The sequence below is a fragment of the Streptomyces sp. NPDC050164 genome (assembly GCF_044459945.1).
GTDB lineage: Bacteria > Actinomycetota > Actinomycetes > Streptomycetales > Streptomycetaceae > Streptomyces > Streptomyces coeruleorubidus_A.
The window spans coordinates 33,876-59,144 of the sequence record NZ_JBITJK010000021.1 but is presented as its reverse complement, the minus strand read 5'-3'; the positions used below and the strand labels follow the sequence as shown (position 1 = coordinate 59,144).

At 72.0% G+C, this 25,269-nt stretch carries 22 protein-coding genes and 1 pseudogene; 19 read left to right on the top strand and 4 right to left on the bottom strand.

All coding sequences use genetic code 11. The features are described from left to right. The first annotated feature begins 232 nt into the window (after nucleotides 1-232). A complete protein-coding gene (locus ACIBNA_RS25780) occupies nucleotides 233-1,663 on the top strand; it encodes an NAD-dependent malic enzyme (protein WP_399167487.1) in 1,431 nt (476 codons plus the stop codon). Between the two features lie 311 nt (nucleotides 1,664-1,974). Continuing rightward, nucleotides 1,975-2,256, top strand: coding sequence for an HU family DNA-binding protein (locus tag ACIBNA_RS25775; protein ID WP_003990598.1), 282 nt, complete (start codon nucleotides 1,975-1,977; stop codon nucleotides 2,254-2,256). 102 nt (nucleotides 2,257-2,358) lie between these two features. Here the strand turns inward: ACIBNA_RS25775 and murA are convergent, their stop codons facing one another. After that, entirely contained in the window at nucleotides 2,359-3,699 is a 1,341-nt protein-coding gene (gene murA, locus ACIBNA_RS25770; protein ID WP_399167486.1) for a UDP-N-acetylglucosamine 1-carboxyvinyltransferase, read from the bottom strand. 252 nt (nucleotides 3,700-3,951) lie between these two features. Here murA and ACIBNA_RS25765 point away from each other — a divergent pair, with 252 nt between their 5' ends. The 11 genes and pseudogenes from ACIBNA_RS25765 to ACIBNA_RS25715 all read left to right on the top strand — a co-directional run bounded on the left by ACIBNA_RS25765 (nucleotide 3,952) and on the right by ACIBNA_RS25715 (nucleotide 17,322). Continuing rightward, a complete protein-coding gene (locus ACIBNA_RS25765; RefSeq protein WP_399167485.1) occupies nucleotides 3,952-4,524 on the top strand; it encodes a YqgE/AlgH family protein in 573 nt (190 codons plus the stop codon). Between the two features lie 29 nt (nucleotides 4,525-4,553). After that, nucleotides 4,554-4,841, top strand: a complete 288-nt coding sequence (locus ACIBNA_RS25760) for a DUF3039 domain-containing protein (RefSeq protein WP_399167484.1) — start codon at nucleotides 4,554-4,556, stop codon at nucleotides 4,839-4,841. Nucleotides 4,842-5,005: 164 nt separating this feature from the next. Continuing rightward, a pseudogene (locus ACIBNA_RS25755) lies at nucleotides 5,006-5,521 on the top strand (extracellular solute-binding protein); the annotation flags it as partial. 662 nt (nucleotides 5,522-6,183) lie between these two features. Further along, nucleotides 6,184-7,035 carry a carbohydrate ABC transporter permease gene (locus tag ACIBNA_RS25750; protein ID WP_399167483.1) on the top strand — a complete coding sequence of 284 codons (852 nt, stop codon included), beginning with the start codon at nucleotides 6,184-6,186 and terminating at the stop codon, nucleotides 7,033-7,035. Then, complete coding sequence (locus tag ACIBNA_RS25745; RefSeq protein WP_399167548.1) at nucleotides 7,029-7,814, top strand: carbohydrate ABC transporter permease; 786 nt, start codon at nucleotides 7,029-7,031, stop codon at nucleotides 7,812-7,814. Before ACIBNA_RS25750 ends, ACIBNA_RS25745 begins: the two co-directional genes overlap by 7 nt. A 1-nt stretch (nucleotide 7,815) precedes the next feature. Further along, nucleotides 7,816-9,459: a beta-N-acetylhexosaminidase gene (locus ACIBNA_RS25740; protein ID WP_399167482.1), complete on the top strand. Its 1,644-nt coding sequence runs from the start codon at nucleotides 7,816-7,818 to the stop codon at nucleotides 9,457-9,459. 258 nt (nucleotides 9,460-9,717) lie between these two features. Then, nucleotides 9,718-10,611: an FAD binding domain-containing protein gene (locus tag ACIBNA_RS25735; protein ID WP_399167481.1), complete on the top strand. Its 894-nt coding sequence runs from the start codon at nucleotides 9,718-9,720 to the stop codon at nucleotides 10,609-10,611. Beyond that, nucleotides 10,608-13,139 (top strand): 2Fe-2S iron-sulfur cluster-binding protein, encoded by a 2,532-nt coding sequence (locus ACIBNA_RS25730; protein WP_399167480.1) that lies wholly within the window; start codon nucleotides 10,608-10,610, stop codon nucleotides 13,137-13,139. Before ACIBNA_RS25735 ends, ACIBNA_RS25730 begins: the two co-directional genes overlap by 4 nt. Further along, the gene (locus ACIBNA_RS25725) at nucleotides 13,136-15,454 is read left to right on the top strand and encodes a xanthine dehydrogenase family protein molybdopterin-binding subunit (protein ID WP_399167479.1); all 2,319 of its coding nucleotides are present in this window, start codon (nucleotides 13,136-13,138) and stop codon (nucleotides 15,452-15,454) included. Before ACIBNA_RS25730 ends, ACIBNA_RS25725 begins: the two co-directional genes overlap by 4 nt. Continuing rightward, complete coding sequence (locus ACIBNA_RS25720; RefSeq protein ID WP_399167478.1) at nucleotides 15,454-15,990, top strand: AAA family ATPase; 537 nt, start codon at nucleotides 15,454-15,456, stop codon at nucleotides 15,988-15,990. The genes ACIBNA_RS25725 and ACIBNA_RS25720 overlap by 1 nt, the downstream gene beginning before the upstream one ends. A gap of 165 nt (nucleotides 15,991-16,155) precedes the next feature. Then, nucleotides 16,156-17,322: an SUKH-4 family immunity protein gene (locus tag ACIBNA_RS25715; RefSeq protein WP_399167477.1), complete on the top strand. Its 1,167-nt coding sequence runs from the start codon at nucleotides 16,156-16,158 to the stop codon at nucleotides 17,320-17,322. Here the strand turns inward: ACIBNA_RS25715 and ACIBNA_RS25710 are convergent. Beyond that, on the bottom strand, nucleotides 17,252-17,767 hold the full coding sequence (locus tag ACIBNA_RS25710; RefSeq protein WP_399167476.1) for a hypothetical protein: 516 nt from the start codon (nucleotides 17,765-17,767) through the stop codon (nucleotides 17,252-17,254). The two genes, ACIBNA_RS25715 and ACIBNA_RS25710, sit on opposite strands and share 71 nt — an antisense overlap. 262 nt (nucleotides 17,768-18,029) lie before the next feature. On the opposite strand from ACIBNA_RS25710, the gene ACIBNA_RS25705 reads away from it, so the two are divergent. Then, the gene (locus ACIBNA_RS25705; RefSeq protein WP_399167475.1) at nucleotides 18,030-18,518 is read left to right on the top strand and encodes a DUF6083 domain-containing protein; all 489 of its coding nucleotides are present in this window, start codon (nucleotides 18,030-18,032) and stop codon (nucleotides 18,516-18,518) included. A gap of 54 nt (nucleotides 18,519-18,572) precedes the next feature. Here ACIBNA_RS25705 and ACIBNA_RS25700 read toward each other — a convergent pair whose 3' ends face one another. Beyond that, a complete protein-coding gene (locus ACIBNA_RS25700) occupies nucleotides 18,573-19,193 on the bottom strand; it encodes a dihydrofolate reductase family protein (protein WP_399167474.1) in 621 nt (206 codons plus the stop codon). 171 nt (nucleotides 19,194-19,364) lie between these two features. Between ACIBNA_RS25700 and ACIBNA_RS25695 the strand changes: the two genes are divergently transcribed. The 5 genes from ACIBNA_RS25695 to ACIBNA_RS25675 all read left to right on the top strand — a co-directional run bounded on the left by ACIBNA_RS25695 (nucleotide 19,365) and on the right by ACIBNA_RS25675 (nucleotide 25,078). Next, nucleotides 19,365-20,840, top strand: coding sequence for an MFS transporter (locus ACIBNA_RS25695; protein ID WP_399167473.1), 1,476 nt, complete (start codon nucleotides 19,365-19,367; stop codon nucleotides 20,838-20,840). Between the two features lie 139 nt (nucleotides 20,841-20,979). Then, nucleotides 20,980-21,354 (top strand): type II toxin-antitoxin system death-on-curing family toxin, encoded by a 375-nt coding sequence (locus ACIBNA_RS25690; RefSeq protein WP_399167472.1) that lies wholly within the window; start codon nucleotides 20,980-20,982, stop codon nucleotides 21,352-21,354. Between the two features lie 137 nt (nucleotides 21,355-21,491). Beyond that, a complete protein-coding gene (locus tag ACIBNA_RS25685; protein ID WP_399167471.1) occupies nucleotides 21,492-23,291 on the top strand; it encodes a DEAD/DEAH box helicase in 1,800 nt (599 codons plus the stop codon). Nucleotides 23,292-23,568: 277 nt separating this feature from the next. After that, nucleotides 23,569-24,210, top strand: coding sequence for an IclR family transcriptional regulator (locus ACIBNA_RS25680; RefSeq protein WP_399167470.1), 642 nt, complete (start codon nucleotides 23,569-23,571; stop codon nucleotides 24,208-24,210). A gap of 76 nt (nucleotides 24,211-24,286) precedes the next feature. Then, entirely contained in the window at nucleotides 24,287-25,078 is a 792-nt protein-coding gene (locus ACIBNA_RS25675) for a S16 family serine protease (protein WP_399167469.1), read from the top strand. On the opposite strand, the gene ACIBNA_RS25670 is transcribed toward ACIBNA_RS25675, so the two are convergent. Next, entirely contained in the window at nucleotides 25,075-25,263 is a 189-nt protein-coding gene (locus ACIBNA_RS25670) for a hypothetical protein (protein WP_399167468.1), read from the bottom strand. The two genes, ACIBNA_RS25675 and ACIBNA_RS25670, sit on opposite strands and share 4 nt — an antisense overlap. Between the last annotated feature and the right edge of the window lie 6 nt (nucleotides 25,264-25,269).

The window sequence follows — 25,269 nt, the reverse complement described above, 5'->3', positions numbered from 1 at the left end:
CCGGGCCCAACCTTCGTCGCTACGAGCGACCACTTGCCGCGAGGCGAGCATGGCGGGTCGGTGCCACTTACTTGTGAAGAGACCCACGTCCATACGTGACGTGGGTCTCTTTTTGCTGGCCTGTTCCGCGAACAAAAAGTTCGCAATCGAGGGTGGCTACCTGCTACTCAGCGGTAGGTGCGACGATCGGACGGCACAACTCAGCGTCAGGTGAAAGCAGAGGAAGTCGGCCATGGCAACGGCGCCCAGCGTCTCCTACTCGATGACGGTCCGGCTGGAGGTGCCCGCGAGCGGAACCGCCGTCTCGCAGCTCACCACCGCCGTGGAGTCCTCCGGAGGCTCGGTGACCGGCCTCGACGTCACCGCATCCGGTCACGAGAAGCTCCGTATCGACGTCACCATCGCGGCCTCGTCGACCGCGCACGCAGACGAGATCGTCGAGGAACTCCGCGGCATCGAGGGCGTCACGCTGGGCAAGGTCTCGGACCGGACCTTCCTCATGCACCTCGGCGGCAAGATCGAGATGGCGTCGAAGCACCCCATCCGCAACCGTGACGACCTGTCCATGGTCTACACGCCGGGCGTCGCCCGCGTCTGCATGGCGATCGCCGAGAACCCCGAGGACGCCCGCCGCCTCACCATCAAGCGCAACTCCGTTGCGGTCGTGACGGACGGCTCCGCCGTGCTGGGCCTGGGCAACATCGGCCCGAAGGCCGCGCTGCCCGTCATGGAGGGCAAGGCGGCCCTCTTCAAGCGGTTCGCCGGCATCGACGCCTGGCCGATCTGCCTCGACACCCAGGACACCGACGCGATCGTCGAGATCGTCAAGGCGATCGCCCCGGGCTTCGCCGGCATCAACCTCGAGGACATCTCCGCGCCCCGCTGCTTCGAGATCGAGGCCCGGCTGCGCGAGGCCCTCGACATCCCCGTCTTCCACGACGACCAGCACGGCACCGCGATCGTCGTCCTCGCCGCCCTCACGAACGCACTTCGCGTCGCGGGCAAGGCGATCGAGAACATCCGGGTCGTCATGTCCGGCGCCGGCGCGGCCGGTACGGCCATTCTGAAGCTGCTGCTGGCCGCGGGTGTCAAGAACGCCGTCGTCGCCGACATCCACGGCGTCGTGCACGCGGGCCGCGAGGACCTGGTGGACGCCGCCCCGGACTCGGCGCTGCGCTGGATCGCGGACAACACCAACCCCGAGGGCCTGACCGGCACGCTCAGGGAGGCCGTGCGCGGCGCCGACGTCTTCATCGGCGTCTCGGCCCCGAACGTCCTCGACGGCGACGACGTGGCCGCCATGGCCGACGGTGCCATCGTGTTCGCGCTCGCGAACCCGGACCCCGAGGTCGACCCGGCAATCGCCCGCCAGACCGCGGCCGTTGTGGCCACCGGCCGCTCCGACTTCCCGAACCAGATCAACAACGTGCTGGTCTTCCCGGGTGTCTTCCGCGGTCTGCTGGACGCGCAGTCCCGCACGGTCAACACCGACATGATGCTGGCCGCCGCGACCGCCCTGGCGGACGTGGTGACCGAGGACGAGCTGAACCCGAACTACATCATCCCGAGCGTCTTCAACGACAAGGTCGCGGGCGCGGTCGCCGGGGCGGTGCGGGACGCCGCGAAGGCGGTCGGCGCGACGGCGACGACCTTGCAGCCGTAGGGCGACAGCCCTGCCGACGGCTGTGAGGATTGCCACGACTGGCCTGGCAACGGCGCGTCGGGGAACCCCACCCCTTGGGCCGCCCTCTATCGTGTCGGCCAGGCTCAGGCCCTCTTTTCGTGTGACTCCCAAGGGTGTTCTCACGACTCCTGCGGGTGCCGGATTGGCTTTCCCGCCGCAGGTAGAGGCAGGATGCGTCCCTGGGCGCGAGGGTCTGACGACGGACCCGGGTCCGGGGACTCACACAGGACCCTGGCAGCATCGGCTTCGATCTGACGCCTCAACGGCAAGATGAACACGGGAGTAACAACATGAACCGCAGTGAGCTGGTGGCCGCGCTGGCCGACCGCGCCGAGGTGACCCGCAAGGACGCCGACGCCGTGCTGGCCGCGTTCGCCGACGTGGTCGGCGACATCGTCTCCAAGGGCGACGAGAAGGTCACCATCCCCGGCTTCCTGACCTTCGAGCGCACCCACCGTGCCGCTCGCACCGCCCGCAACCCGCAGACCGGCGAGCCCATCCAGATCCCGGCCGGCTACAGCGTGAAGGTCTCCGCGGGCTCCAAGCTCAAGGAAGCGGCCAAGGGTAAGTGACCTGGCTGTTCGTACGTCTCGGGACGACGTACGAGGCACAGTGACACCAAAGGGGCGGCCACCCGAACCGGGTGGCCGCCCCTTTGGGCATCATTGCGCGTGCTATCCGAGCGCCTTGCCCGGCAGCTCGACCTTCGCCCCCAGCTCCATGAGCTTCTCCATGAAGTTCTCGTAGCCCCGGTTGATGAGGCCGATGCCGTGGACGCGGGACGTGCCCTGGGCCGCCAGGGCCGCGATGAGGTACGAGAAGCCGCCGCGGAGGTCGGGGATGACCAGATCGGCGCCCTGGAGCTTGGTGGGGCCGGAGACGACGGCCGAGTGGAGGAAGTTGCGCTGGCCGAAGCGGCAGTTCGAGCCGCCCAGGCACTCGCGGTAGAGCTGGATGTGGGCGCCCATCTGGTTCAGGGCGGAGGTGAAGCCGAGGCGGGACTCGTAGACCGTCTCGTGGATGATGGACAGGCCCGTGGCCTGAGTCAGGGCCACCACCAGCGGCTGCTGCCAGTCGGTCTGGAAACCGGGGTGGACGTCCGTCTCCAGCGCGATGGACTTCAGCTGGCCGCCGGGGTGCCAGAAGCGGATGCCCTCGTCGTCGATCTCGAAGGCCCCGCCCACCTTCCGGTAGGTGTTGAGGAACGTCATCATCGAGCGCTGCTGGGCGCCACGGACGTATATGTTGCCCTCGGTCGCCAGCGCGGCGGACGCCCAGGACGCGGCCTCCAGGCGGTCGGACAGGGCGTGGTGGGTGTAGCCGCCGAGTTTGTCGACACCGGTGACGCGGATGGTCCGGTCGGTGTCCATCGCGATGATGGCGCCCATCTTCTGAAGGACGCAGATCAGGTCCTCGATCTCCGGCTCGACAGCCGCGTTCGAGAGCTCGGTGACACCCTCGGCCAGCACCGCCGTCAGCAGCACCTGCTCGGTCGCGCCCACGGACGGGTACGGCAGCCGGATCTTCGTACCCCGCAGCCGCTGCGGAGCCTCCAGGTACTGCCCGTCCGCCCGCTTCTCGATCCGCGCGCCGAACTGCCGCAGCACGTCGAAGTGGAAGTCGATGGGCCGGCCGCCGATGTCGCAGCCGCCGAGGCCCGGGATGAACGCGTGGCCGAGGCGGTGCAGAAGGGGGCCGCAGAAGAGGATCGGGATACGGCTCGAACCCGCATGGGCATCGATGTCAGCGACGTTCGCGCTCTCCACGCGCGTCGGGTCCATCACCAGTTCGCCGGGTGCGTCCCCCGGACGGACCGTCACACCGTGCAGCTGCAACAGACCCCGCACGACCCGTACGTCACGGATGTCCGGAACATTGCGGAGCCGGCTCGGAGCGCTGCCCAGCAGCGCTGCCACCATGGCCTTCGGTACGAGGTTCTTCGCACCGCGGACACGGATCTCGCCCTCCAGCGGGGTTCCGCCGTGGACAAGCAGGACATCGTCGTTGACGGTCATGAATCTCGCGTTCCGTGGAGTCGGGCAGGGGCCAGGAGGGAAAGGGTAATCGCCCTCCACCCCCCTTCCGTAAGCCCGAGTCAGACCCAGCCACGTCATAGCTCTGTCACAACACGAACCGTTCCGTGCCGGGCACGTGGGGTCACGGTCACGTCCGTGCGCGTGGGACGCATCAGTGCGCCCTGAGCTGCGTTCACTCCAGCCCCCGCATTGCCTCCCCACAGGGAGGGAAGATGCGGGATCATGTCTGGCATGACCGAGGTGTCCTCGCTCACAGGGCGGCTGCTCGTGGCCACGCCCGCCCTGGCGGACCCGAACTTCGACCGCGCGGTCGTGCTGCTCCTCGACCACGACGAGGAGGGCTCTCTCGGTGTCGTCCTCAACCGCCCCACCCCGGTGGACGTGGGCGACATCCTGGAGGGCTGGGGGGATCTCGCCGGCGAACCCGGCGTGGTGTTCCAGGGCGGCCCGGTGTCGCTGGACTCGGCCCTCGGGGTCGCCGTCGTCCCCGGCGGCGCGTCGGGGGAGGCCGCACCGCTGGGCTGGCGCCGGGTGCACGGCGCGATCGGCCTGGTCGACCTGGAGGCCCCGCCGGAACTGCTGGCCTCCGCCCTCGGCTCGTTGCGGATCTTCGCCGGGTACGCCGGCTGGGGCCCGGGCCAGCTGGAGGACGAGCTGGTGGACGGCGCGTGGTACGTCGTCGAGTCGGAGCCCGGCGACGTCTCCTCGCCGTCCCCGGAGAGGCTCTGGCGCGAGGTGCTGCGCCGCCAGCGCAACGAGCTGGCGATGGTGGCGACGTACCCGGACGACCCTTCGCTCAACTGATGTCCGTGACCTTCAGTACCCTTGGGCCTATGAGCACTCTCGAGCCCGAGCGCGGGACTGGTACGGGGACCCTCGTAGAGCCGACGCCGCAGACCTCTCACGGTGACGGTGACCACGAGCGCTTCGCCCACTACGTCCAGAAGGACAAGATCATGGCGAGCGCCCTCGACGGCACCCCCGTCGTGGCGCTGTGCGGCAAGGTCTGGGTGCCGGGCCGCGACCCGAAGAAGTACCCGGTGTGTCCCATGTGCAAGGAGATCTACGAGTCCATGGGCTCCGGCGACGACGACAAGGGCAAGGGCAAGGGCGACAAGTAGGCCCGGCCCGCGCGGCATAAAGCCTCCAAGGTGCGTTTTGCGCGCCCTGGGGGCTTTTGTGCTGTCCGGGTGTTGCGCAGGATGCGTCCGCCGGTCACAGAGTGGTTGAGACCTCTTGTGGGCGTGTTCATGCAGTCTCTAGCCTCCGATGTGTTGTGCACAGCGACGACACGATCTCCGCCTTCGCCGCGGGCAAGGCCGGGATGGCGATCGGCGGCGACTTCAGCCACACCGCCGTCGAGGCCGGGAAGGTCAAGGGCAAGTACGCCGTCGTCCCGCTGCCGAGGGTGAAATCCGGCTCGATCGCACCGGCCTTCGCGGGCGGCAACAACATCGGCGTCCTCAAGAGCACGTCCCACCGCACGCTCGCGGTCCGGCTGATGGAGCAGATCGCCTCCAAGAAGACCCAGACCGAACTCTTCGACGCGATGGGCTTCCTGCCGACCTTCACGGACGTCCGCCAGCAGGTCGCGCAGGAGGAGCCGTTCGTGAAGCCCTTCGTCCAGACCCTCTCCGCCGGCACCAGGTTCGTCCCCGCCTCGCCCGCCTGGTCCCAGATCGACTCCTCGCTCGTCCTGCCGACGATGTTCCAGGAGATCATCGCCGGCAAGAAGAGCGTGGCCGCCGCGTCCGAGGCCGCCGCGAAGAAGATGAACACCGCGTTCGGTTCCGCGAGGTGAGGCCGGTGAAACGACCGGGGGGAATCGGCGAGGGCCGACCGGGCGGGGGCCGACTTGGCGGGGAGCGATCCGGCCGGGGAGGACGTGACCGGGAGTGGGCCGGGGACGGGTGACCTGGTGGGGGCCGTGGGGGGTTCGGCTGGGGTCGGCGTGTCCGGGAGTGATCCGGAGGTGGCCCACCGGGCTGAGGTTGACCCGGTGGGGGCCGTGGGGGGTTCGGCTGGGGCCGGTCTGACCGGCACCGACTCGGCGGTCGCCGACCCGGCTGGGAACGACCCGGCTGGGGGTGACCCCGTGGGGGTCGGCCTGGCCGGGGCCGACTCGGCTGGGGTTGAGCGGACGGGAGCGGCTGCCGCGGAAGCCGGCTTGGCCGGCAGTGGTGCGGTGGGAGCCGTCCCGACCGCGCCCGCTGCCGCGGGAACCGATCCCGCCGGGAGTGCCCCCGCGGGAGTCGCCCGGGCCGGGAGTGCCCCGGCGGGAACCCCACATGGCCTGACCGGTAGCAGTCCCGCGTCCGCTCCTGGGACGTCACCGACCCGATCGCGACCCCGACCGGGGCGGGCGGGGACGGTTCCGGCGAGGTCCGCGCCGGGTATGGCGGCGGTTCGCCGGGGCGGCGGGCTTCCGCCAAGGGCGCCCGCGGGACGGGGGCGCGACGGGGTGTGGCCGCTAGGTCTGCGCTCGCATCCGGTGGGTGGACGCCCTGGCTGTATCTCGCGCCCGCGCTCGTCGTGCTCGGTGGGCTGCTCGTGTACCCCATTTACCAGCTCGGCCTGATCTCGTTCTTCCAGTACACGCAGGCGCAGGTCAGTGGTGGGGAGCCGACCAGCTTCGAGGGGCTCGCGAACTACGCCGAGTTGTTCGGGGATCCGCAGTTCTGGCAAGTGCTGCTCGCCACCGTGCTGTTCGCGGCGGCCTGTGTCGTCTCCACGCTCGCGGTCGGCTGCGCCCTCGCCGTGCTGCTCACACGCGTACGGGCCGTACCGCGGCTGGCGTTGATGCTGGCCGCTACGGGCGCCTGGGCGACCCCGGCGGTGACCGGCTCCACGGTGTGGCTGTTCCTGTTCGACCCGGACTTCGGGCCGGTGAACCGGATGCTGGGTCTCGGTGACCACTCGTGGACGTACGGTCGTCTCAGCGCGTTCTTCCTCGTGCTGCTCGAAGTGGTGTGGTGCTCCTTCCCGTTCGTGATGGTGACCGTGTACGCGGGTATTCGCGCCGTCCCGGGCGAGGTGCTGGAGGCCGCCTGCCTCGACGGCGCCTCGCAGTGGCGCATCTGGCGATCCGTCCTCGCCCCGATCCTCCGGCCGATCCTGGTCGTCGTCACCATCCAGTCGGTCATCTGGGACTTCAAGGTCTTCACCCAGATCTACGTCATGACGGGCGGCGGCGGCATCGCAGGACAGAACCTGGTCCTGAACGTCTACGCCTACCAGCAGGCGTTCGCGTCGTCGCAGTACAGCCTCGGCTCGGCGATCGGCGTCGTGATGCCGCCGAGGCCTCGGCCCTGCTGATCGCGGTCGTCGTCGCCTTCCCCCTCTACTGGATGGTGCTCAGCGCCTTCAAACCGGCCGGGGAGATCGAGTCGAGCGAGCCCAGGCCGTGGACTCTCGCGCCTTCCATGGACTCCTTCCGGCGCGTCTTCGGGCAGCAGGAATTCGGCCGTTACTTCCTCAACAGCCTCGTCGTCGCGGGCTGTGTGGTGATCGCCTCCGCGCTCGTCGCGTTTCTCGCCGCGACCGCCGTGACACGATTCCGCTTCCGCCTCCGGACCACCTTGCTGATCATGTTTCTGGTGGCCCGGTTGGTGCCCGTGGAGGCACTGACGATCCCCCTCTTCTTCCTCACGCGGGACTTCGGTCAGCTGAACACCCTGGGCTCGCTGATCCTGCCCCACATCGCCTTCTCGCTGCCCTTCGCGATCTGGATGCTGCGGGGGTTCGTGAAAGCCGTTCCGGAGGCGCTGGAGGAGGCCGCCTACATCGACGGGGCGAGCCGGGCGCGATTCCTGTGGCAGATCCTTTTCCCGCTCGTCCTGCCGGGGCTCGTGGCCACCAGCGTGTTTTCCTTCAGCTCCGCCTGGAACGACTTCCTCTTCGCCAAGTCGTTCATCATCAGTGACACTTCCCAGTCGACACTGCCGATGGCGCTGCTGGTCTTCTACAAGCCCGACGACCCGGACTGGGGCGGCGTCATGGCCGCCTCCACGGTGATGACCATTCCGGTCCTGGTCTTCTTCGTACTCGTACAGCGCCGCATGGTCTCCGGACTGGGCGGAGCGGTGAAGGACTGACGTGACGACTTTTCCGACGGATGTCGTGCCGGCACCCCTGAGTACCGAGACCGGGGACGGGCCCGGCTTCCGCCTCGACGCGGACACCGGGATCGAGGCGGACCCCGGCAGCGAGCCCGTCGCGCGGTGGCTGCGCGCGACCGTGGGCGCGGCGACCGGACTGCCGCTGCCCCCGCACACCGGCGGCATGAACCGGGTCCAACTGCGAATCCTGCCGGCTCTCGCCGGCGAACTCGGCGGGCCCGAGGCGTACCGCCTCACCGTCGACGGCGACCGTGCCGTCCTCGACGGGGCGAGCCGGGCGGGCCTGTTCCGGGGCGCCCAGACCTTCCGTCAGCTGCTCGGCCCCGAGGCATTTCGCCGCGCGCCGGTGACCCGTAGGCAGGCGTGGGAAGTGCCCGCCGTCACCATCCACGACGCACCGAGATTCCGCTGGCGCGGCCTCATGCTCGACGTCGCCCGGCACTTCATGCCCAAGGAAGGCGTCCTGCGCTATCTCGATCTGATGGCGGCGCACAAACTCAACGTCTTCCACTTCCATCTGACGGACGACCAGGGCTGGCGCATCCAGATCGAGCGGCATCCCCGGCTGACCGAGATCGGCTCCTGGCGGGCACGGACCAAAATCGGCCACCGGGCCTCGCCGCTGTGGGAGGAGAAGCCGCACGGCGGCTACTACACCCAGGACGACATCCGGGAGATCGTCTCCTACGCCGCCGAGCGGCATATCACCGTCGTCCCCGAAATCGACGTGCCCGGCCACTCGCAGGCCGCCATCGCCGCGTACCCGGAACTCGGCAACACCGACGTCATCGACACGTCCGCCCTCTCCGTCTGGGACACCTGGGGAATCAACCCGAACGTACTCGCCCCCACTGACAACACCCTGCGCTTCTACGAGGGCGTCTTCGAGGAAGTACTGGAGCTGTTCCCGTCGGAGTTCGTCCACGTCGGAGGCGACGAATGCCCCAAGGACCAGTGGCGGCGGTCCGCGACCGCCCAGGCGCGCATCAGGGAACTCGGCCTCGCGGACGAGGACGAGCTGCAGTCCTGGTTCATCGGGCACTTCGACGCGTGGCTCTCCGCGCGCGGGCGCCGGCTGATCGGCTGGGACGAGATTCTGGAGGGCGGGCTGGCGCAGGGCGCGGCCGTGTCCTCCTGGCGCGGCTACGCCGGAGGCATCGCCGCCGCCCGGGCCGGCCACGACGTCGTCATGTGCCCCGAGCAGCAGGTGTACCTGGACCACCGTCAGGCCCCGGGCCCCGACGAGCCGGTACCGATCGGGTGGGTGCGCACCCTGGAGGACGTCTACCGGTTCGAGCCCGTGCCGCCGGAGTTGACGCCCGAGGAGGCCCGGCACGTGCTCGGCACCCAGGCCAACGTGTGGACCGAGGTGATGGAGGACCACGCGCGCGTGGACTACCAGACGTTCCCCCGGCTCGCGGCCTTCGCCGAGGTCGCCTGGAGCGCCCTGCCCGCCCCGGCGGAACGGGACTTCGCCGGCTTCGAGCGCCGTATGACCGCCCACTGCCGGCGGCTCGACGCCCTCGGCGTCGCCTACCGGCCACCCGCCGGCCCGCTGCCCTGGCAGCGGCGCCCCGGGGTGCTGGGCCGCCCGATCGACGGCCCGCCGCCCAGCCGGTAGCACCGCAGTCGCTACCGAACAGCTCGAACAGGCCACGGAAAATGCGCACAAGGGTCACCGAAAGTGCCAATCCGTACGCACAGGTGAACCCGTGCGAAAACGGACCATCTCCCCGTTGAGGTGGGCGAATGCCTCCTAGCGGACCCGTGTCCTCGGCTCTCGCCAAGATGTGCCAGAGTTGCCACGTCCGCCCTGTCAGCACGTACCGTACGGCAGCACAGGTGGGACCAGGTGGGGCAGCGGGAAGGGGCAGCCGGTTTGACCACGCACGCACCGCAGGCGGGGCAGGCCGTCACGCTGCCCACGACGCTGGACGAGGCCGTCGCGGCACTCACCGCCGTACCCGCCGCCGTGCCCGTCGCGGGCGGCACCGACCTCATGGCCGCCGTCAACTCCGGGCAGCTCAGGCCCGCCGCGCTGGTGGGACTCGGCCGGATCAGCGAGATCCGCGGCTGGCAGTACCTGGACGGTCACGCGCTGCTCGGCGCGGGCCTCACGCACGCGCGCATGGGCCGCCCCGACTTCGCGGCCCTGATCCCGGCGCTCGCCGCCGCCGCGCGCGCCGCCGGCCCGCCGCACATCCGCAACGCGGGCACCCTGGGCGGCAACATCGCCTCGGCCGCCCCCACCGGGGACGCGCTGCCGGTGCTGGCCGCCCTGGAGGCGACACTGATCATCGCGGGCCCGGGTGGAGCCCGCCGGGAGATCCCGGTGTCGCACCTGCTGGCCGGGATGGACATGCTGCGCGCCGGTGAACTCATCGGCTACGTGCGCGTGCCCCTGCTGCACGCCCCGCAGGTCTTCCTGAAGGCGACCGGCCGTACCGGCCCGGGGCGCGCGGTGGCATCCGTGGCCCTGGTTCTGGACCCCGCACGCCGGGGTGTGCGCTGCGCGGTGGGTGCCATAGCGCCGATGCCGCTGCGGCCCCTGGAGGCCGAGCAGTGGGTCGGCCGGCTCATCGACTGGGACAACAACCGCGCGCTCGTGCCGGAGGCCCTGAGCGCCTTCGGGGAGTACGTCGCCGCGGCCTGCATTCCCGACGCGGCCCCGGCCGAGGACGGCTCCGTACCGCAGCTTCCGCCCGCCGTATTGCACCTGCGGCGCACCGTCGCCGCGCTGGCCCGACGAGCACTGGGGAGGGCGCTGTCGTGACCGACGACCAGCACGGAGAGGGCACGCCCCGGGGCGGGAGCCGCTGGGACCCGCTGCCCCAGGGCGAGTACGACGACGGCGCCACCGCCTTCGTCCAACTCCCCGAGGGGGGCGTCGACGCCCTGCTGGCCGCCGACAGTCCCCTCGCCGCGCCCGGCCACGGCTACGTACCGCCGCAGATAACGGTCGACCCCGCCACGACCGCCGGAACAGACCCGGCCGCCCACGGCGCGTGGCCGGTGCCCGGCGCGCCCGTCGACGGCGCCCAGTGGCACGACCCGCACGCGGCACACCAGCAGGGCCACGAGCACGGCGGTCACCAGCAGCCGGGGCACGACACGGGGGAGCGGTCGTACGGCTCTCAGGAGCCGTACGGATCCGGCACGCCGTACGGCTCCGACGCGGGGCAGGAGCGGCACCGCGAGGACGACCGCTTCACGTACAACCCGGGAGCCACCGGGCAGTGGAACTTCGAGGAGACCACGGCGGCGGAGTCCGCGCCCGGCCATGACGTGACCGGGCAGTGGTCCATCCCCGTCGCCGGGGGCGACCTGCCGGACGAGTCGGGCGAGTTCACCACGTCCTCGCTGGTCGAACAGTGGGGCGGCACCCCACCGCCCACGCTGCCGGGCGGTGCGCCCGCGCCGTGGGCCACGCAGGCGGCGGGCCGGCCGTGGGGACAGCAGGACACGACGGGGCAGGAGCAGGCCGGGCCGGGTCACCCGCACGGGCACGAGCAGGGCGGCGGGCACGGACACGGGCAGCCGGGGGCCGCCGGACCGGCCTCCGGGTACGCACCGGATCCGGCCGCGCGGAGCACCCACGCCCCGCAGCAGCCGCACGCCGGCCCTCTGCCGCAGGAGGCCGACCCGGCGGCCGGCCACGCCCCGGGAGCGACCGACGGCACCGGGCACGTACCGCAGCACTCGGAGGGTGCCGGGCAGGCGCCGGAGCCGTCCGGGTTCGGTGGCCATGGATCTGAGTCGCCTGAATTCGGCGGTCATGGGCCTGAGTCGTCCGGATTCGGCGGCCACGGGCCCGAGATGCCCGGAGCCGGTCACGCACCTCGGCCGCCCGACGCCGACCACGCGCAGGAGCAGCCGGCTTTCGCCGACCACGGGCCGGATCCGCACGGCTTCACGGACCAGGGCCCGGAGTCGCCCGCCTTCACGGACCGCGGCTCGGAGACGTCCGTCTTCACGGACCACCACGGCCCGGAGCCGTCTGCCTTCACCGGCCATGGCCCGGAGCCGCACGCCTTCACGGACCACCACGGCCCGGAGCCGCACGGCGTACCCGGCCACGGCCCGGAGCAGTCGGCTTTCACCGATCACCGCCCGGAGTCGTCCGCCTTCACGGACCACCACGGCCCGGAGCCCTCCGGAGCACCCGGACACGCGCCGGACCCCTCGGGTCACGTCGGTGAGCCGCCCGAGCACCCCGTCGGCGCCGATGACGCTCCCGAGCACCCCGGGCACCCCGGGTCCGCCGCGCACACCCCCGAACGGCCCGCCTCCCTCCAGCCGTACCCCGAGGCACCGGGGGAGGGCCCCGCCGAGCCCGCGCACGAGGCACACGCGGAAGCCGCCGCGCCCCCGCAGACCGCCCAGGAAGCCTCACAGGGCGCTCCCGGCCCCGGTGAGGTCGCCGAGGACGCCCCAGAGGCCGCCGACGCCCCCGCCGAGCCGCCCGCCGGGCCCCTCCCGGCCGAGGCGGTCCCGGACAACGCCGGACCGGAGGACGCCGGACCGGAGGACGCCGGACCGGGGGAAGCCGACGGCGAGACCCCGAACGACCAGGCACAGCAGGACCCGTCCGCCGTCTCGCAAGACTCGGCCGACCCCCAGGGCGAGGCGTCCCAGGACACGCCCTCCACGGCCCCGCAGGAGGAACACCCCCTCGCCTCCTACGTCCTGCGCGTCAACGGCACCGACCGCCCCGTCAGCGACGCGTGGATCGGCGAGTCCCTGCTGTACGTGCTGCGCGAGCGGCTCGGACTCGCGGGGGCCAAGGACGGCTGCTCGCAGGGCGAGTGCGGCGCGTGCAACGTCCAGGTCGACGGGCGGCTCGTCGCGTCCTGCCTGGTCCCGGCCGTGACCGCCGCCGGAAGCGAGGTCCGTACCGTCGAGGGCCTGGCCGAGGACGGGCAGCCGTCGGACGTGCAGCGGGCGCTCGCGCGCTGCGGCGCCGTGCAGTGCGGCTTCTGCGTGCCCGGCATGGCGATGACTGTGCACGACCTCCTGGAGGGCAACCCGGCGCCCACCGAGCTGGAGACCCGCCAGGCGCTGTGCGGCAACCTGTGCCGCTGCTCCGGCTACCGGGGCCTGGTGGACGCCGTACAGGAGGTCGTCGCCGAACGCGAGGCACACTCCGCGCCCGCCGACGGCGACACCGACGAGGCCCGTATCCCGCGCCAGGCGGGCCCGGGCGCCGGCGGCGTCAACGCGTCGGCCTTCGGCTCGCCCCCGCAACCGCACACTCCAGACCCCCATGACCAGCCCTACGGCCAGGACGGAGGCCCCGCGTGAGCAACGAAGCAGCCACCGCGCAGGCCGCACAGGCCGCGGAGGCCGCCCCCGCCCCGGAGCCGCTGCCGCACGGCCTGGGCGCCTCCCTCCCGGCCGCCGACGCCCGCGCCAAGACGGAGGGCACCTTCCCGTACGCCGCCGACCTGTGGGCCGAGGGCCTGCTGTGGGCGGCCGTGCTGCGCTCACCGCACCCGCACGCGCGCATCGTCTCCATCGACACCTCCCACGCACGCGAGATGCCCGGCGTGCGCGCCGTCGTCACCCACGAGGACGTCCCCGGCAGCCCGTTGCACGGCCGAGGGAAGGCCGACCGCCCGGTTTTCGCCTCCGAGGTCGTACGCCATCACGGCGAGCCCATCGCCGCCGTGGCGGCCGACCACCCGGACACCGCGCGGATGGCCGCCGCCGCCGTCATCGTCGAGTACGAGGTGCTCGACCCGGTGACCGACCCGGAGCAGGCCTTCGAGGCGGAGCCGTTGCACCCCGACGGCAACCTGATCCGGCACATCCCGCTGCGCCACGGCGACCCGGAGGCGGCCGGCGAGATCGTCGTCGAGGGCCTGTACCGCATCGGCCGCCAGGACCCCGCGCCCATCGGCGCCGAGGCGGGCCTGGCCGTACCGCGCCCGGACGGCGGGGTGGAGCTGTACCTCGCCTCCACCGATCCGCACACCGACCGCGACACGGCCGCCGCCGCCTTCGGCCTGGAACCCGAGCGGGTCAAGGTCGTCGTCACCGGTGTCCCCGGGGCCACGGCCGACCGCGAGGACCAGGGCTTCCAGCTCCCGCTCGGCCTGCTGGCGCTGCGGACCGGCTGCCCGGTGAAACTCGCGGCCACACGCGAGGAGTCCTTCCTCGGGCACGTCCACCGGCACCCCACCCTCCTGCGCTACCGCCACCACGCCGACGGCGAGGGCAGACTCGTGAAGGTGGAGGCGCAGATCCTGCTCGACGCGGGTGCCTACGCCGACACCTCCGCCGACGCCCTGGCCGCCGCCGTCGCGTTCGCCTGCGGCCCGTACGTCGTCCCGAACGCCTTCATCGAGGGCTGGGCCGTACGCACCAACAACCCCCCGTCCGGCCACGTGCGAGGCGAAGGCGCCATGCAGGTCTGTGCCGCCTACGAGGCGCAGATGGACAAGATCGCCAAGAAGCTCGGCATCGACCCGGCCGAGGTGCGGCTGCGCAACGCCATGGCGACGGGTGATGTGCTCCCGACCGGCCAGACGGTGACCTGCCCGGCCCCGGTCGCCGAACTGCTCCAGGCCGTGCGGGACTTCCCGCTGCCGCCGCTGCCCAAGGACACGCCCGAGGAGGAGTGGCTGCTGCCCGGCGGCCCAGAGGGCGCGGGCGAACCGGGCGCGGTGCGCCGGGGCGTGGGCTACGGCGTGGGCATGGTGCACATGCTCGGCGCCGAGGGCGCGGACGAGGTCTCCACGGCGACCGTGAAGGTCCACGACGGTGTGGCGACGGTGCTGTGCGCGGCGGTCGAGACCGGCCAGGGCTTCACGACCCTGGCCCGGCAGATCGTGCAGGAGACGCTCGGCATAGACGAGGTGCACGTGGCGCCGGTCGACACCGACCAGCCCCCGGCGGGCGCGGGCTGCCGGGGTCGGCACACCTGGGTGTCGGGCGGCGCGGTGGAGCGCGCGGCCAAGATGGTCCGCACGCAGCTCCTCCAGCCGCTCGCCCACAAGTTCGGCATGTCCACGGAGCTGCTCCAGATCACCGACGGCAAGATCACGTCGTACGACGGAGTCCTCTCGACGACCGTCACCGAGGCGCTGGACGGCAAGGAACTGTGGGCCACCGCCCAGTGCCGCCCGCACCCGACCGAGCCGCTGAACGAGGCCGGCCAGGGTGACGCGTTCGTCGGCATGGCCTTCTGCGCGATCCGCGCGGTGGTGGACGTCGACATCGAGCTCGGTTCCGTACGGGTCGTGGAACTGGCCGTCGCCCAGGACGTGGGGCGGGTCCTGAACCCCACCCAGCTGGCCGCCCGGATCGAGGCGGGCGTGACCCAGGGCGTGGGCATCGCGCTGACCGAGAACCTGCGCACCCCGCGCGGCCTGATCCGCCACCCGGACCTGACCGGCTACGCCCTCCCGACGGCCCTCGACGCGCCCGACATCCGCATCGTCCGGCTGGTGGAGGAGCGGGACGTCGTCGCCCCCTTCGGGGCGAAGGCGGTCAGCGCGGTGCCGGTGGTGACGTCCCCGGCGGCCATCGCGTCCGCCGTACGGGCCGCCACGGGCCGCCCCGTGAACCGGCTGCCGATCCGCCCGCAGGCCGCGGTGGTCACGGAACGGTCCTGATGCCCGAGCCGGCCGGGGTCGTCCTGGTCACCGGGGTGATGGCGGCCGGCAAGTCGACGGTCGCACAGGCGCTGGCGGAGACCCTGCCGCGGGCCGCGCACGTCCGCGGGGACCTGTTCCGGCGCATGATCGTGTCCGGCCGCGAGGAGTACCTCCCCGGCGCCGGGGATGAGGCCGAGGCCCAACTCCGGCTCTACCGCCTGTCGGCGGCGACGGCGGACGCGTACGCCGAGGCCGGGTTCACGGCGGTCGTGCAGGACGTGGTGCTGGGCGAGGACTTGAGGACGTACGCCGGCCTGGTGCGCACCCGGCCGCTGTACGTGGTCGTCCTCGCGCCGCGGCCCGAGGCGGTGGCCGCGCGAGAGGCGGAGCGGTCGAAGACGGGATACGGCGCCGCCTGGACCGTCGGCATGCTGGACGAGGCGCTGCGCACGCGGACGCCGCGCATCGGACTGTGGCTGGACACCTCGGAGCTGACGGTGGGACAGACCGTGGAGGCGATTCTGGCGGGAAGGGAACGCGCGAGGGTTCTCTGAGCGTCTGGTGAGGTGGACGCGTGGTCGCCGGGTGCGTCGCTGCTCCGGGGCGTTGTCAGTGGTGGGGCGTACTGTTCTGGGCAGTGGGGGACGGCTGCCGGGCCTGGCCGGGCGGTCTGCCGTGCTCCGCCAGGGGACGGTGAGCAAGCACATGCGGGGGAGCCCATGAGTACGACCGACGCCGGTTCCGCGGTGATCACCCTGACCGAGTCCGAGCTGGATCCGTGGGTGACGCACGCGTCGACGCGGCACTGGCTGACCGGTCCCGGGCTGCCGGGCGACAGCGGCGTGCTGAGCTTCGCCGAGCTGGGCCGGGAGGGTCTGCGCAGGGTGGCGGACTCGACGGGCGGTCCGGAGGACCGGCTGTCGGCGGAGCTGCGCGAGCAGCTCGTGATAGGCGGACTGCTCGGCCCCGCAGGCCTGGAGACGGAGTCGGTCCTGCTGGACGGCGCGACGGGCGAGATCTCGACGACGTACTTCCTGCACGACCGCCCCGACCTGATGGACCGCCGCCCCCTGGCGCCCTCGCTGCGGACGCTGGTGCGCTTCGCCGAGGCGACGGACGAACTGGCGGGCCTGCGCGGCCAGTTCGCCTCCTACGCGGGCCGCTTCGGCCCGAAGGCGGTGGCGGAGGCCTCCCGGCACCTGCTGGCGGTGTTCCGGGACGAGGCGGACGGCGAGCCGGCCCCGTTCTGGAAGATGGCGGCCCTGATCCGCCCTCTGTCCCTGGTCGCGGGCCGGGGCGGCGCATCCGGCCTGTCCCTGGACCTCCCGCACCGCCTCCTGGACCAGGAGTTCGGCCCCGGCAAGGTGGCCCGCTTCGAGGACGTCGACTTCCCCGCGACCCTCACGCACGAGCCGACCCGCCGCTTCCTGCGCGAGGTGGGCCTGCCGGAGGACGCCCACGTCTTCTCCCTGGACACGGACGTCCCCCTGGCGACGCTGGCGGAGTACCACGCCGACACGGACGCCCTGACGGAGCTCCCCTCCGGCGCCCACCGCCTGATACGCCTCGGCCACCTCGTCGAGGACAACAGCCTGGTCGTCGACGGCGCGACGGGCGCGGTCCTGAACTGGAGCGAGCCCGAGGCGACGCTGTACCCGCTGAACACGGACGTGTCGACCCTGGCCTTCACCCTCTGGCTGCTGCACCGCGAGCGCGCGATCGACGCCCAGTCGGACCACGAGCTGACGACCGACACCTACGACCAGTTGGCCATGACGATGCTCCAGGTCCTGTCGGCGGTCGACCCGACGGGCGTCACGGCGGGCAGATCGGGCCGCCACTACTGGACGGACGCGTTCCAGGACGAGGCGGGCGGGGTGCTGTAGGAGCGGGTGCCGCAGGAGCCGGGTCCACGCGCCGGAGGGTGGTCCAGCCGGCCCACCCCCGCTGTTTCAGCAGCTCGATGAGCCGACGGGCGGAGGGCACGGTGTCGAAGACGAGCCTGTCCATCAACTCGGCGAGCACCGGCTCGATGCCGGCCGGGTCGCCGACGTACTCCTCGCCCCGCTCGTCGGCCAGTTTCGTGACGTAGGCGGCCACCCGGTCGGCCGGCTCGACGAGCTGCGGGTCGTCGCCGCACTCGAGAGCCGCACTCAAAGCGACATAGAACTCGGCGAACTCCGGATCGGCGATCCGCTCCTGCTTGCGCGCGACCCACTGCGCCACTCGCTCGGGCGAGCGCGCGGCCAGCGGGATCCAGCCGTCGCGCTCGGCCTGGACGATCCGCTCGTCGACGCCGAGCGCCCGCAGCCGGTCGAGGAACCCGACCACCTCCGCGGGCAGGGCCGGACTCTCCCCGGAGGCAAGGCGAGCGATCCGCTCACGACGCCGCTGCCGCTGCCGGATCTCCGCCTCCAGCCGCCTGTCGATGTCCGCGACGGCAGTGACGAACTCCTCGTCATCCCTGCGTCAGGGTCAAGGGCGGGATGGGGCAGCCGGAGCGGTGATCCGGCCCTCGTCCCCACCCGACTGCTCCCGTTGCGCCCTGATTGCGCCCTGGCCCACTCCTGAACGCACCCACATGCTCGGTTCCATGGGGGATACAGGCGAGTCGAGCATCATCCCGTTACCCGACCCCGACGGACACCGGCAGCGGCCATCGGACGCGCCGCAGCCGTGGGAGAAGACCGACCGGGCCCAGGCCGCGATGGAAGGCGCCACCGGACCTGAGCCGCCCGCTCCACCCGTCTGCCCGAACTGCGGGCTTGTCGGTGATCGGCGTGTCACCTACTACGGCTGGCACGTCCTTCTCGAACCGGACATGCCGGTGCCCGCGCACCTGGTGCCCGCCTGGCACCGCTGGTACGTGGACTCGGGCGGGACCGCGTGGAACAGCCGTGAGGAAGAGCCCGCGCCCGGTGCCGTGTGCCGCGTACCGCATCGGATCGCCTGTCCCGGACTGCGGCTCGAGGAGGTCGGCCTGTGGCGGTGGCTGGACGCCGTACGTGCGGAGAACGCGCGCCGGGCGCGGCGGAAGGCCGACGGGGAAACCGGCCCGGCAGCGCTTCCCGACGCCGGTTAGTGCTTGTCCGGGCGCGGCAGAGGCTGAGGTCGGCGTGCGACGACGTCCTCCGGCTCAGGGCAGCACGCGGTAGGTCAGGTGCGTGACCAGGCTCGCCGGCCGGGACTTCACCTGCTCCAGTTTCAGCGGCGGGACGCCCTCGAACAGCCGCGTGCCGGCGCCGAGCGTGAACGGCACGACGTGCAGCCGCAGTTCGTCGACCAGGCCGGCGGCGAGGTACTGGTTGATGGTGGTCGCGCCGCCGAGGATCAGGACGTCGCCGTCGCCGGCCGCCGCGCGTGCCTGTGCCAGTGCCGACGCGATTCCGTCGGTCACGAAGTGGTAGGTGGTGCCGCCGTCCATCGACTGCGGCTCGCGCGGGTGGTGGGTGAGCACGAACACCGGTGCGTGGAACGGCGGATTGCCGCCCCACCAGCCGTTCCACTGACGGTCCCACTCGCCGCGCACAGGGCCGAACATGTTGCGCCCCATGACGAATGCCCCGGCGGCGGCCAACTGGTCGACCTCGGCACGGTTCTCGTCGGGAGTGTCGAACATCCAGGCGTGCAGCTTGCCGCCCGAGCCGTCGCCGCCGTCGTCGCCGAACGGGCGTTCCTCGCTCTGGTTGAGCCCGGCCGAGTAGCCGTCGGCCGAGATCGTGATGTCGCAGATCACCTTGCCCGTTCGTTCGGTCATCGCGCTCTCCTCCAAGCGTCGGCGTGAACAGACACAGCATGACGTCCCATGCCGGTCCTGGGCTGATCGGCGCGAGCCGGTGCGCGACAAGGAGTCGTACGACCAAGGTCGCAGGCGGGGACCGTCTCGCGACAGGGGTCAAAGTGTTCTGTGGCCCTTACCCTGGCGGTCATGACCGTCCCGAAGCCGCGTGACGCAGATGTCGTGGATGCCGATGACCTGCCCTCCGAGCCCGGAGTGGACGAGACCGTGCTGGGGCGGGCGTACCGGGCGCTGAGCTTCGGGATCGTCTCCGTCGTGCTGCTCATCGCGTTCGAGGCGACGGCGGTCGGTACGGCGATGCCCGTCGCCGCGCGGGAGTTGGACGGGGTGTCGCTGTACGCGTTCGCGTTCTCCGGGTACTTCACGACCAGCCTGTTCGCGATGGTGCTCTCCGGGCAGTGGTCGGACCGGCGCGGGCCCCTCGGGCCGTTGACGACGGGCATCGCCTCCTTCGGGGCCGGGCTGTTGCTGTCGGGGACCGCCGGGACGATGTGGGTGTTCATCCTGGGGCGGGCCGTACAGGGGTTCGGCGGCGGGCTGGTGATCGTCGCGCTCTATGTCGTCGTCGGGCGGGCGTATCCGGAGCGGCTGCGGCCGGCCATCATGGCCGCGTTCGCCGCGAGCTGGATCCTGCCGTCGATCGTCGGCCCGCTCGCCGCCGGCACGGTGACCGAGCAGCTCGGGTGGCGGTGGGTGTTCATCGGGATACCCGTGCTCGTCGTCTTTCCGCTCGCGCTCGCACTGCCGCAGATACGGCGCCGCGCGTCCGGACCGGTGCCGGCGGCCGAGCCGGACTCGCAGTCCGCCTCTGCCGGCCGACCTCCCTCCCTCAACCGCCGCCGCATCCGCCTGGCCCTGGCCATCTCCCTCGGCGCCGGCCTTCTCCAGTACGCCGCCCAGGACTTACGCCCGCTCTCGCTCCTGCCGGGCGCGGTCGGACTGGCCCTGCTGGTGCCCGCCGTGCTCGGGCTGCTCCCGCGCGGCACCTACCGGGCCGCCCGCGGACTGCCCTCCGTCGTACTGCTGCGCGGCGTCGCCGCGGGGTCCTTCATCGCCGCGGAATCCTTCGTGCCGCTGATGCTGGTGACGCAGCGCGGGCTCAGTCCGACGCTGGCCGGGTTCTCGCTCGCCGCGGGCGGCGGGACGTGGGCGCTGGGCTCGTGGTTGCAGTCGCGGCCGCGGTTCGAGCCGTACCGGGAGCGGCTGACGACCCTCGGCATGCTGCTGGTGGCGGCGGCCATCGCCACCGCACCGAGTGTGCTGATCGACTCCGTGCCCGTCTGGACCCTGGCCGTCGCCTGGGCCTTCGGCTGCTTCGGCATGGGCCTCGTCATCTCCTCCACGAGCGTGCTCCTGCTCAAGCTCTCCGCCCCCGAGGAAGCCGGCACCAACTCCGCCGCCCTGCAGATCTCCGACGGCCTCTCCAACGTCGTCCTGCTCTCCGCCGGAGGCGCCGCCTTCGCCGCCCTCGGCGGTGGCACGGTGACCCACACCACCACCGACACCACCGGCTCCCACCCGGCCGCGTTCGCCGCGGTGTTCCTGCCGATGGCCGCGGTGGCGCTGGTGGGGGCGTGGGTGACCACGCGGGTGCGGGAGCGGTGAGAGCCGTTGGACAGGTGGGCCGTTGGGCAGGTGGGCTGTCCGGCACGGGGCGGGCCGTAAAACGGTCGTACCGGCCGGCGCGGGGCACGGCGGAGTCGCTCGCCGACGCGCATGCCGAGCTGCTGCGGAGGCTCGGCGAATGACCGGACACCTCACCGTCGCGCAGGTCGGGACGATCGCCCGGATCGCCTTCGGCGGGCATGACCCGGAGGTCCGGGAGGCCGGGCTGTCCGTCTCCGCCCTGCACCGCCCGCGCGCCCGCATGTTCGGCACGGCGGCCTCCGAGGACCCGCGCGTGCAGACGGCCGCGCTGCCGCATGCCCTCGCGACGAACCACCCCCTCGTCGACGGCAACGAGCGCACGGCCGGGCCGGCCGCCGCGAGCCTCCTCGGGGTCAACGGCGTCGACCTCACGGGCTGCGACCAGGGCACCGCGTACGGCCTGGTCATCGATGTCGCCTCCGGGGACGAGAGCGACATCTGCCTCATCTCCGAGCGCCTGCGGCGGCTGTGACGTGGATCCCACCCTGGCGTGACCCGGCCTTGTCCGCGCATGGGCAGTGGTGGGCCGCCGGTAGGGTGGCCCGGTTGTCATACGTAGCCGAGCCGTCAGGCTCCCTCGAACGAGCCGCCCGACCCCCAACGGAGACCGTGACTACCACCGCCGGCACAAGCTCTGCCTCGCACCACCTGTCCCCGGCGTTCCCCGGCCGGGCCCCCTGGGGTACCGCCAGCAAGCTGCGCGCCTGGCAGCAGGGCGCGATGGAGAAGTACATCCAGGAGCAGCCGCGGGACTTCCTGGCGGTCGCCACCCCCGGCGCCGGCAAGACGACCTTCGCGCTGACGCTGGCGTCCTGGCTGCTGCACCACCATGTCGTGCAGCAGGTCACCGTCGTGGCCCCGACCGAGCATCTGAAGAAACAGTGGGCCGAGGCCGCGGCCCGCATAGGCATCAAGCTCGACCCGGAGTACAGCGCCGGGCCGCTCGGCAGGGAGTACCACGGGGTCGCCGTGACGTACGCGGGTGTCGGTGTGCGGCCGATGCTCCACCGGAACCGAGTGGAGCAGCGCAAGACCCTCGTCATCCTCGACGAGATCCACCACGCCGGTGACAGCAAGTCCTGGGGCGAGGCCTGTCTGGAGGCCTTCGAGCCCGCCACCCGCCGGCTCGCCCTCACCGGTACGCCATTCCGGTCCGACACCAACCCCATCCCCTTCGTGACGTACGAGGAGGGGCAGGACGGGATCAGGCGGTCCGCCGCCGACTACACCTACGGGTACGGCAACGCGCTCGCCGACAACGTCGTCCGGCCCGTCATCTTCCTCTCCTACAGCGGCAACATGCGCTGGCGCACCAAGGCCGGTGACGAGGTCGCCGCGCGGCTCGGCGAGCCCATGACCAAGGACGCCATCAGCCAGGCCTGGCGGACCGCCCTCGATCCGCGCGGTGAGTGGATGCCGGCCGTGCTGCGCGCCGCCGACCAGCGGCTGACCGAGGTGCGCAAGGCCATCCCGGACGCCGGCGCGCTCGTCATCGCCACCGACCAGGACTCGGCGCGTGCGTACGCCAAGCTGATCCGCGAGATCACGGGCAGCAAGGCGACCCTCGTACTGTCCGACGACGCCGGCGCCTCCGAGCGGATCGACGAGTTCAGCGCGAACACCGACCGGTGGATGGTCGCCGTGCGGATGGTGTCCGAGGGCGTCGACGTGCCGCGGCTCGCGGTGGGTGTCTACGCGACGACCATCTCGACGCCGCTGTTCTTCGCGCAGGCCGTCGGCCGTTTCGTACGGTCCCGGCGGCGCGGCGAGACGGCCTCCGTGTTCCTGCCGACCGTGCCCGACCTGCTCTCCTTCGCCAACGAGATGGAGCGCGAGCGCGACCACGTCCTCGACAAGCCCAAGAAGCAGGGCGAGGAGGACCCGTACGCCGAATCCGAGAAGGAGATGGAGGAGGCGAACAAGGAGCAGGACGAGGACACCGGCGAGCAGGACATGCTGCCCTTCGAGGCGCTGGAGTCCGACGCGGTCTTCGACCGGGTCATGTACAACGGCGCCGAGTTCGGCATGCAGGCCCACCCGGGGAGCGAGGAGGAGCAGGACTACCTCGGCATTCCCGGGCTGCTGGAGCCCGACCAGGTCCAGCTGCTGCTCCAGAAGCGGCAGGCCCGGCAGATCGCGCACAGCCGCAAGAAGCCGGACGAGGAGGCCGACCTGCTCGAAGTGCCCGCCGAGCGGCGCCCCGTCGTCTCCCACAAGGAGATGATGGAGCTGCGGCGGCAGCTCAACACGATGGTCGGCGCGTACGTCCACCAGAGCGGCAAGCCGCACGGAGTGATCCACACGGAGCTGCGGCGGGTGTGCGGGGGACCTCCGGCGGCGGAGGCGACGGCGGGGCAGCTGCGACAGCGGATCGCCAAGGTGCAGGAGTGGGCTACGCGGATGAAGTGAGCCCCGCGTGTACGTATGGGGGCAAAGGGAGCCAGTCGACCTGACCCGTGCCCGGATTCTGGACGGAGCCTTCCGCTCAGCGAACCCCCTTCGCTACTGTCCGGCTACGCATACGCCCCGTGGCAGCGCCGCCGCGGAGCGCAGCCGTGAAGCGACGCGGCCCGGACAGGCCGGGCCGCCGGCCGATCGGCGGCCTCTCAAGCGCGTTGCCGACGGGACTCGGTGACGCATCCGACCGCCAGAGGGCCGCCGACCTCACCACTAAGGAGTGGGCGTCGTGACCGCGGAGACCTCCCAGACGCTCGACAGGGGACTGCGTGTCCTCAAACTGCTCGCCGACACGGACCACGGGCTGACCGTGACCGAGCTCTCCACCAAGCTGGGCGTCAACCGGACCGTGGTGTACCGGTTGCTCGCCACGCTGGAACAGCACGCGCTCATACGCCGTGACCTGGGCGGACGTGCCCGGGTCGGGCTCGGGGTGCTGCGTCTGGGGCGGCAGGTCCACCCGCTGGTACGGGAGGTCGCGATGCCCGCGCTGCGGTCGCTGGCCGAGGACATCGGCGCGACGGCGCACCTGACCCTGGTCGACGGGGCGGACGCGCTCGCCGTGGCCGTGGTGGAGCCGACCTGGACGGACTACCACGTCGCCTACCGGGCCGGGTTCCGCCACCCCCTGGACCGGGGGGCCGCGGGCAAGGCGATACTCGCGGCCCGGCAGCACCCGATGACGGACCCGGGCTACACCCTGACCCACGGGGAGCTGGAGGCCGGCGCATGCGGTGCGGCCGCGCCGCTGCTGGGCGTCACGGGCGTCGAGGGCAGCGTGGGCGTGGTGATGCTGTCGGACGTGGTGCCGGAACGGGTGGGGGCGAGGGTCGTCGAGGCGGCACGAGAGGTCGCGGACGCGCTGCGCTGACGTGCGCGGAGCCCTCCAGCCGGACCTCGGGCGACCTGGGCCAGGCCGGATTCCACGCCCGAGTTAGATTGATCCCGTGTTCTCTCGCCTCACGCGCCCCCAGGCCATCGCCGTCTGTGCCCTGCCCGTCGTGGCTCTGCTCGCCACGGCGGTGTTCGCGCCGCTGCCGTTCTCGGTGGCGCAGCCCGGGCAGACGACGAACGTGCTCGGGGAGGACAAGGGCGATCCGGTGATCACCATCTCGGGCGCACCGGTCCGGGACACCCGTGGCCAGCTGCGGATGACCACCATCGTGGCGACCTCGCCGGACACCCGGGTCTCGCTCCCGGACATCGTCGACAGCTGGTTCCGCACGGACCGGGCGGTCATGCCGCGCGACGCGATCTACCCGAGCGGTGACACCGTCCAGGAGATCGAGCGGCACAACGAGAAGCAGATGAAGGAGTCCCAGGACGCGGCGACGCAGGCCGCGCTGAACCATCTCGGCCTCGACGACAAGGACGTCAAGGTCGGCCTGAAGCTCGCGGACGTGGGCGGGCCCAGTGCCGGGCTGCTGTTCTCCCTGGGGATCATCGACAAGCTCGACGGCGACGGCACCGGTGGTGATCTCAGCGGGGGCCGTGTCATCGCCGGCACCGGCACGATCGCCGCCGACGGCACGGTCGGGGCGGTGGGCGGCGTCGCCCTCAAGACCCAGGCCGCCAAGCGTGACGGGGCGAGCGTGTTCCTCGTCCCGAAGGCGGAGTGCGCGGACGCGCGGGCCGAGCTGCCGAAGGGCCTGCGGCTGATTCCGGTGACCACGCTGAAGAGCACGGTGAGTTCACTGGTGGCCCTGGAGACGGGGAAGGGGTCCGTGCCCAGCTGTTAGTGGGCGGCGGCCGGCCGGGGCGTCGTGGCCAGGCGGAGACCGAGTTCGACGAGTGTCCAGCCGAGCCGGGTGCGCAGCTCGCGTCGGTGCGGGATGAGTGCGGCGGCCCGGCGGTGTTCGTCGGCCCGGTCACGAAGTTCGGCGCTGCGGGCGTGGTGCAGGACAAGATGGATGTCGGACTGCATCGGGCA

Excerpts from the sequence above, each read along its gene's own strand:
- ACIBNA_RS25780 (WP_399167487.1), top strand. The coding sequence starts at position 233 with ATGGCAACGGCGCCCAGCGTCTCCTACTCGATGACGGTCCGGCTGGAG.
- ACIBNA_RS25775 (WP_003990598.1), top strand. The coding sequence starts at position 1,975 with ATGAACCGCAGTGAGCTGGTGGCCGCGCTGGCCGACCGCGCCGAGGTG.
- murA (WP_399167486.1), bottom strand. The coding sequence starts at position 3,699 with ATGACCGTCAACGACGATGTCCTGCTTGTCCACGGCGGAACCCCGCTG.
- ACIBNA_RS25765 (WP_399167485.1), top strand. The coding sequence starts at position 3,952 with ATGACCGAGGTGTCCTCGCTCACAGGGCGGCTGCTCGTGGCCACGCCC.
- ACIBNA_RS25760 (WP_399167484.1), top strand. The coding sequence starts at position 4,554 with ATGAGCACTCTCGAGCCCGAGCGCGGGACTGGTACGGGGACCCTCGTA.
- ACIBNA_RS25720 (WP_399167478.1), top strand. The coding sequence starts at position 15,454 with ATGCCCGAGCCGGCCGGGGTCGTCCTGGTCACCGGGGTGATGGCGGCC.
- ACIBNA_RS25715 (WP_399167477.1), top strand. The coding sequence starts at position 16,156 with ATGAGTACGACCGACGCCGGTTCCGCGGTGATCACCCTGACCGAGTCC.
- ACIBNA_RS25705 (WP_399167475.1), top strand. The coding sequence starts at position 18,030 with ATGGGGGATACAGGCGAGTCGAGCATCATCCCGTTACCCGACCCCGAC.
- ACIBNA_RS25700 (WP_399167474.1), bottom strand. The coding sequence starts at position 19,193 with ATGACCGAACGAACGGGCAAGGTGATCTGCGACATCACGATCTCGGCC.
- ACIBNA_RS25695 (WP_399167473.1), top strand. The coding sequence starts at position 19,365 with ATGACCGTCCCGAAGCCGCGTGACGCAGATGTCGTGGATGCCGATGAC.
- ACIBNA_RS25690 (WP_399167472.1), top strand. The coding sequence starts at position 20,980 with ATGACCGGACACCTCACCGTCGCGCAGGTCGGGACGATCGCCCGGATC.
- ACIBNA_RS25670 (WP_399167468.1), bottom strand. The coding sequence starts at position 25,263 with ATGCAGTCCGACATCCATCTTGTCCTGCACCACGCCCGCAGCGCCGAA.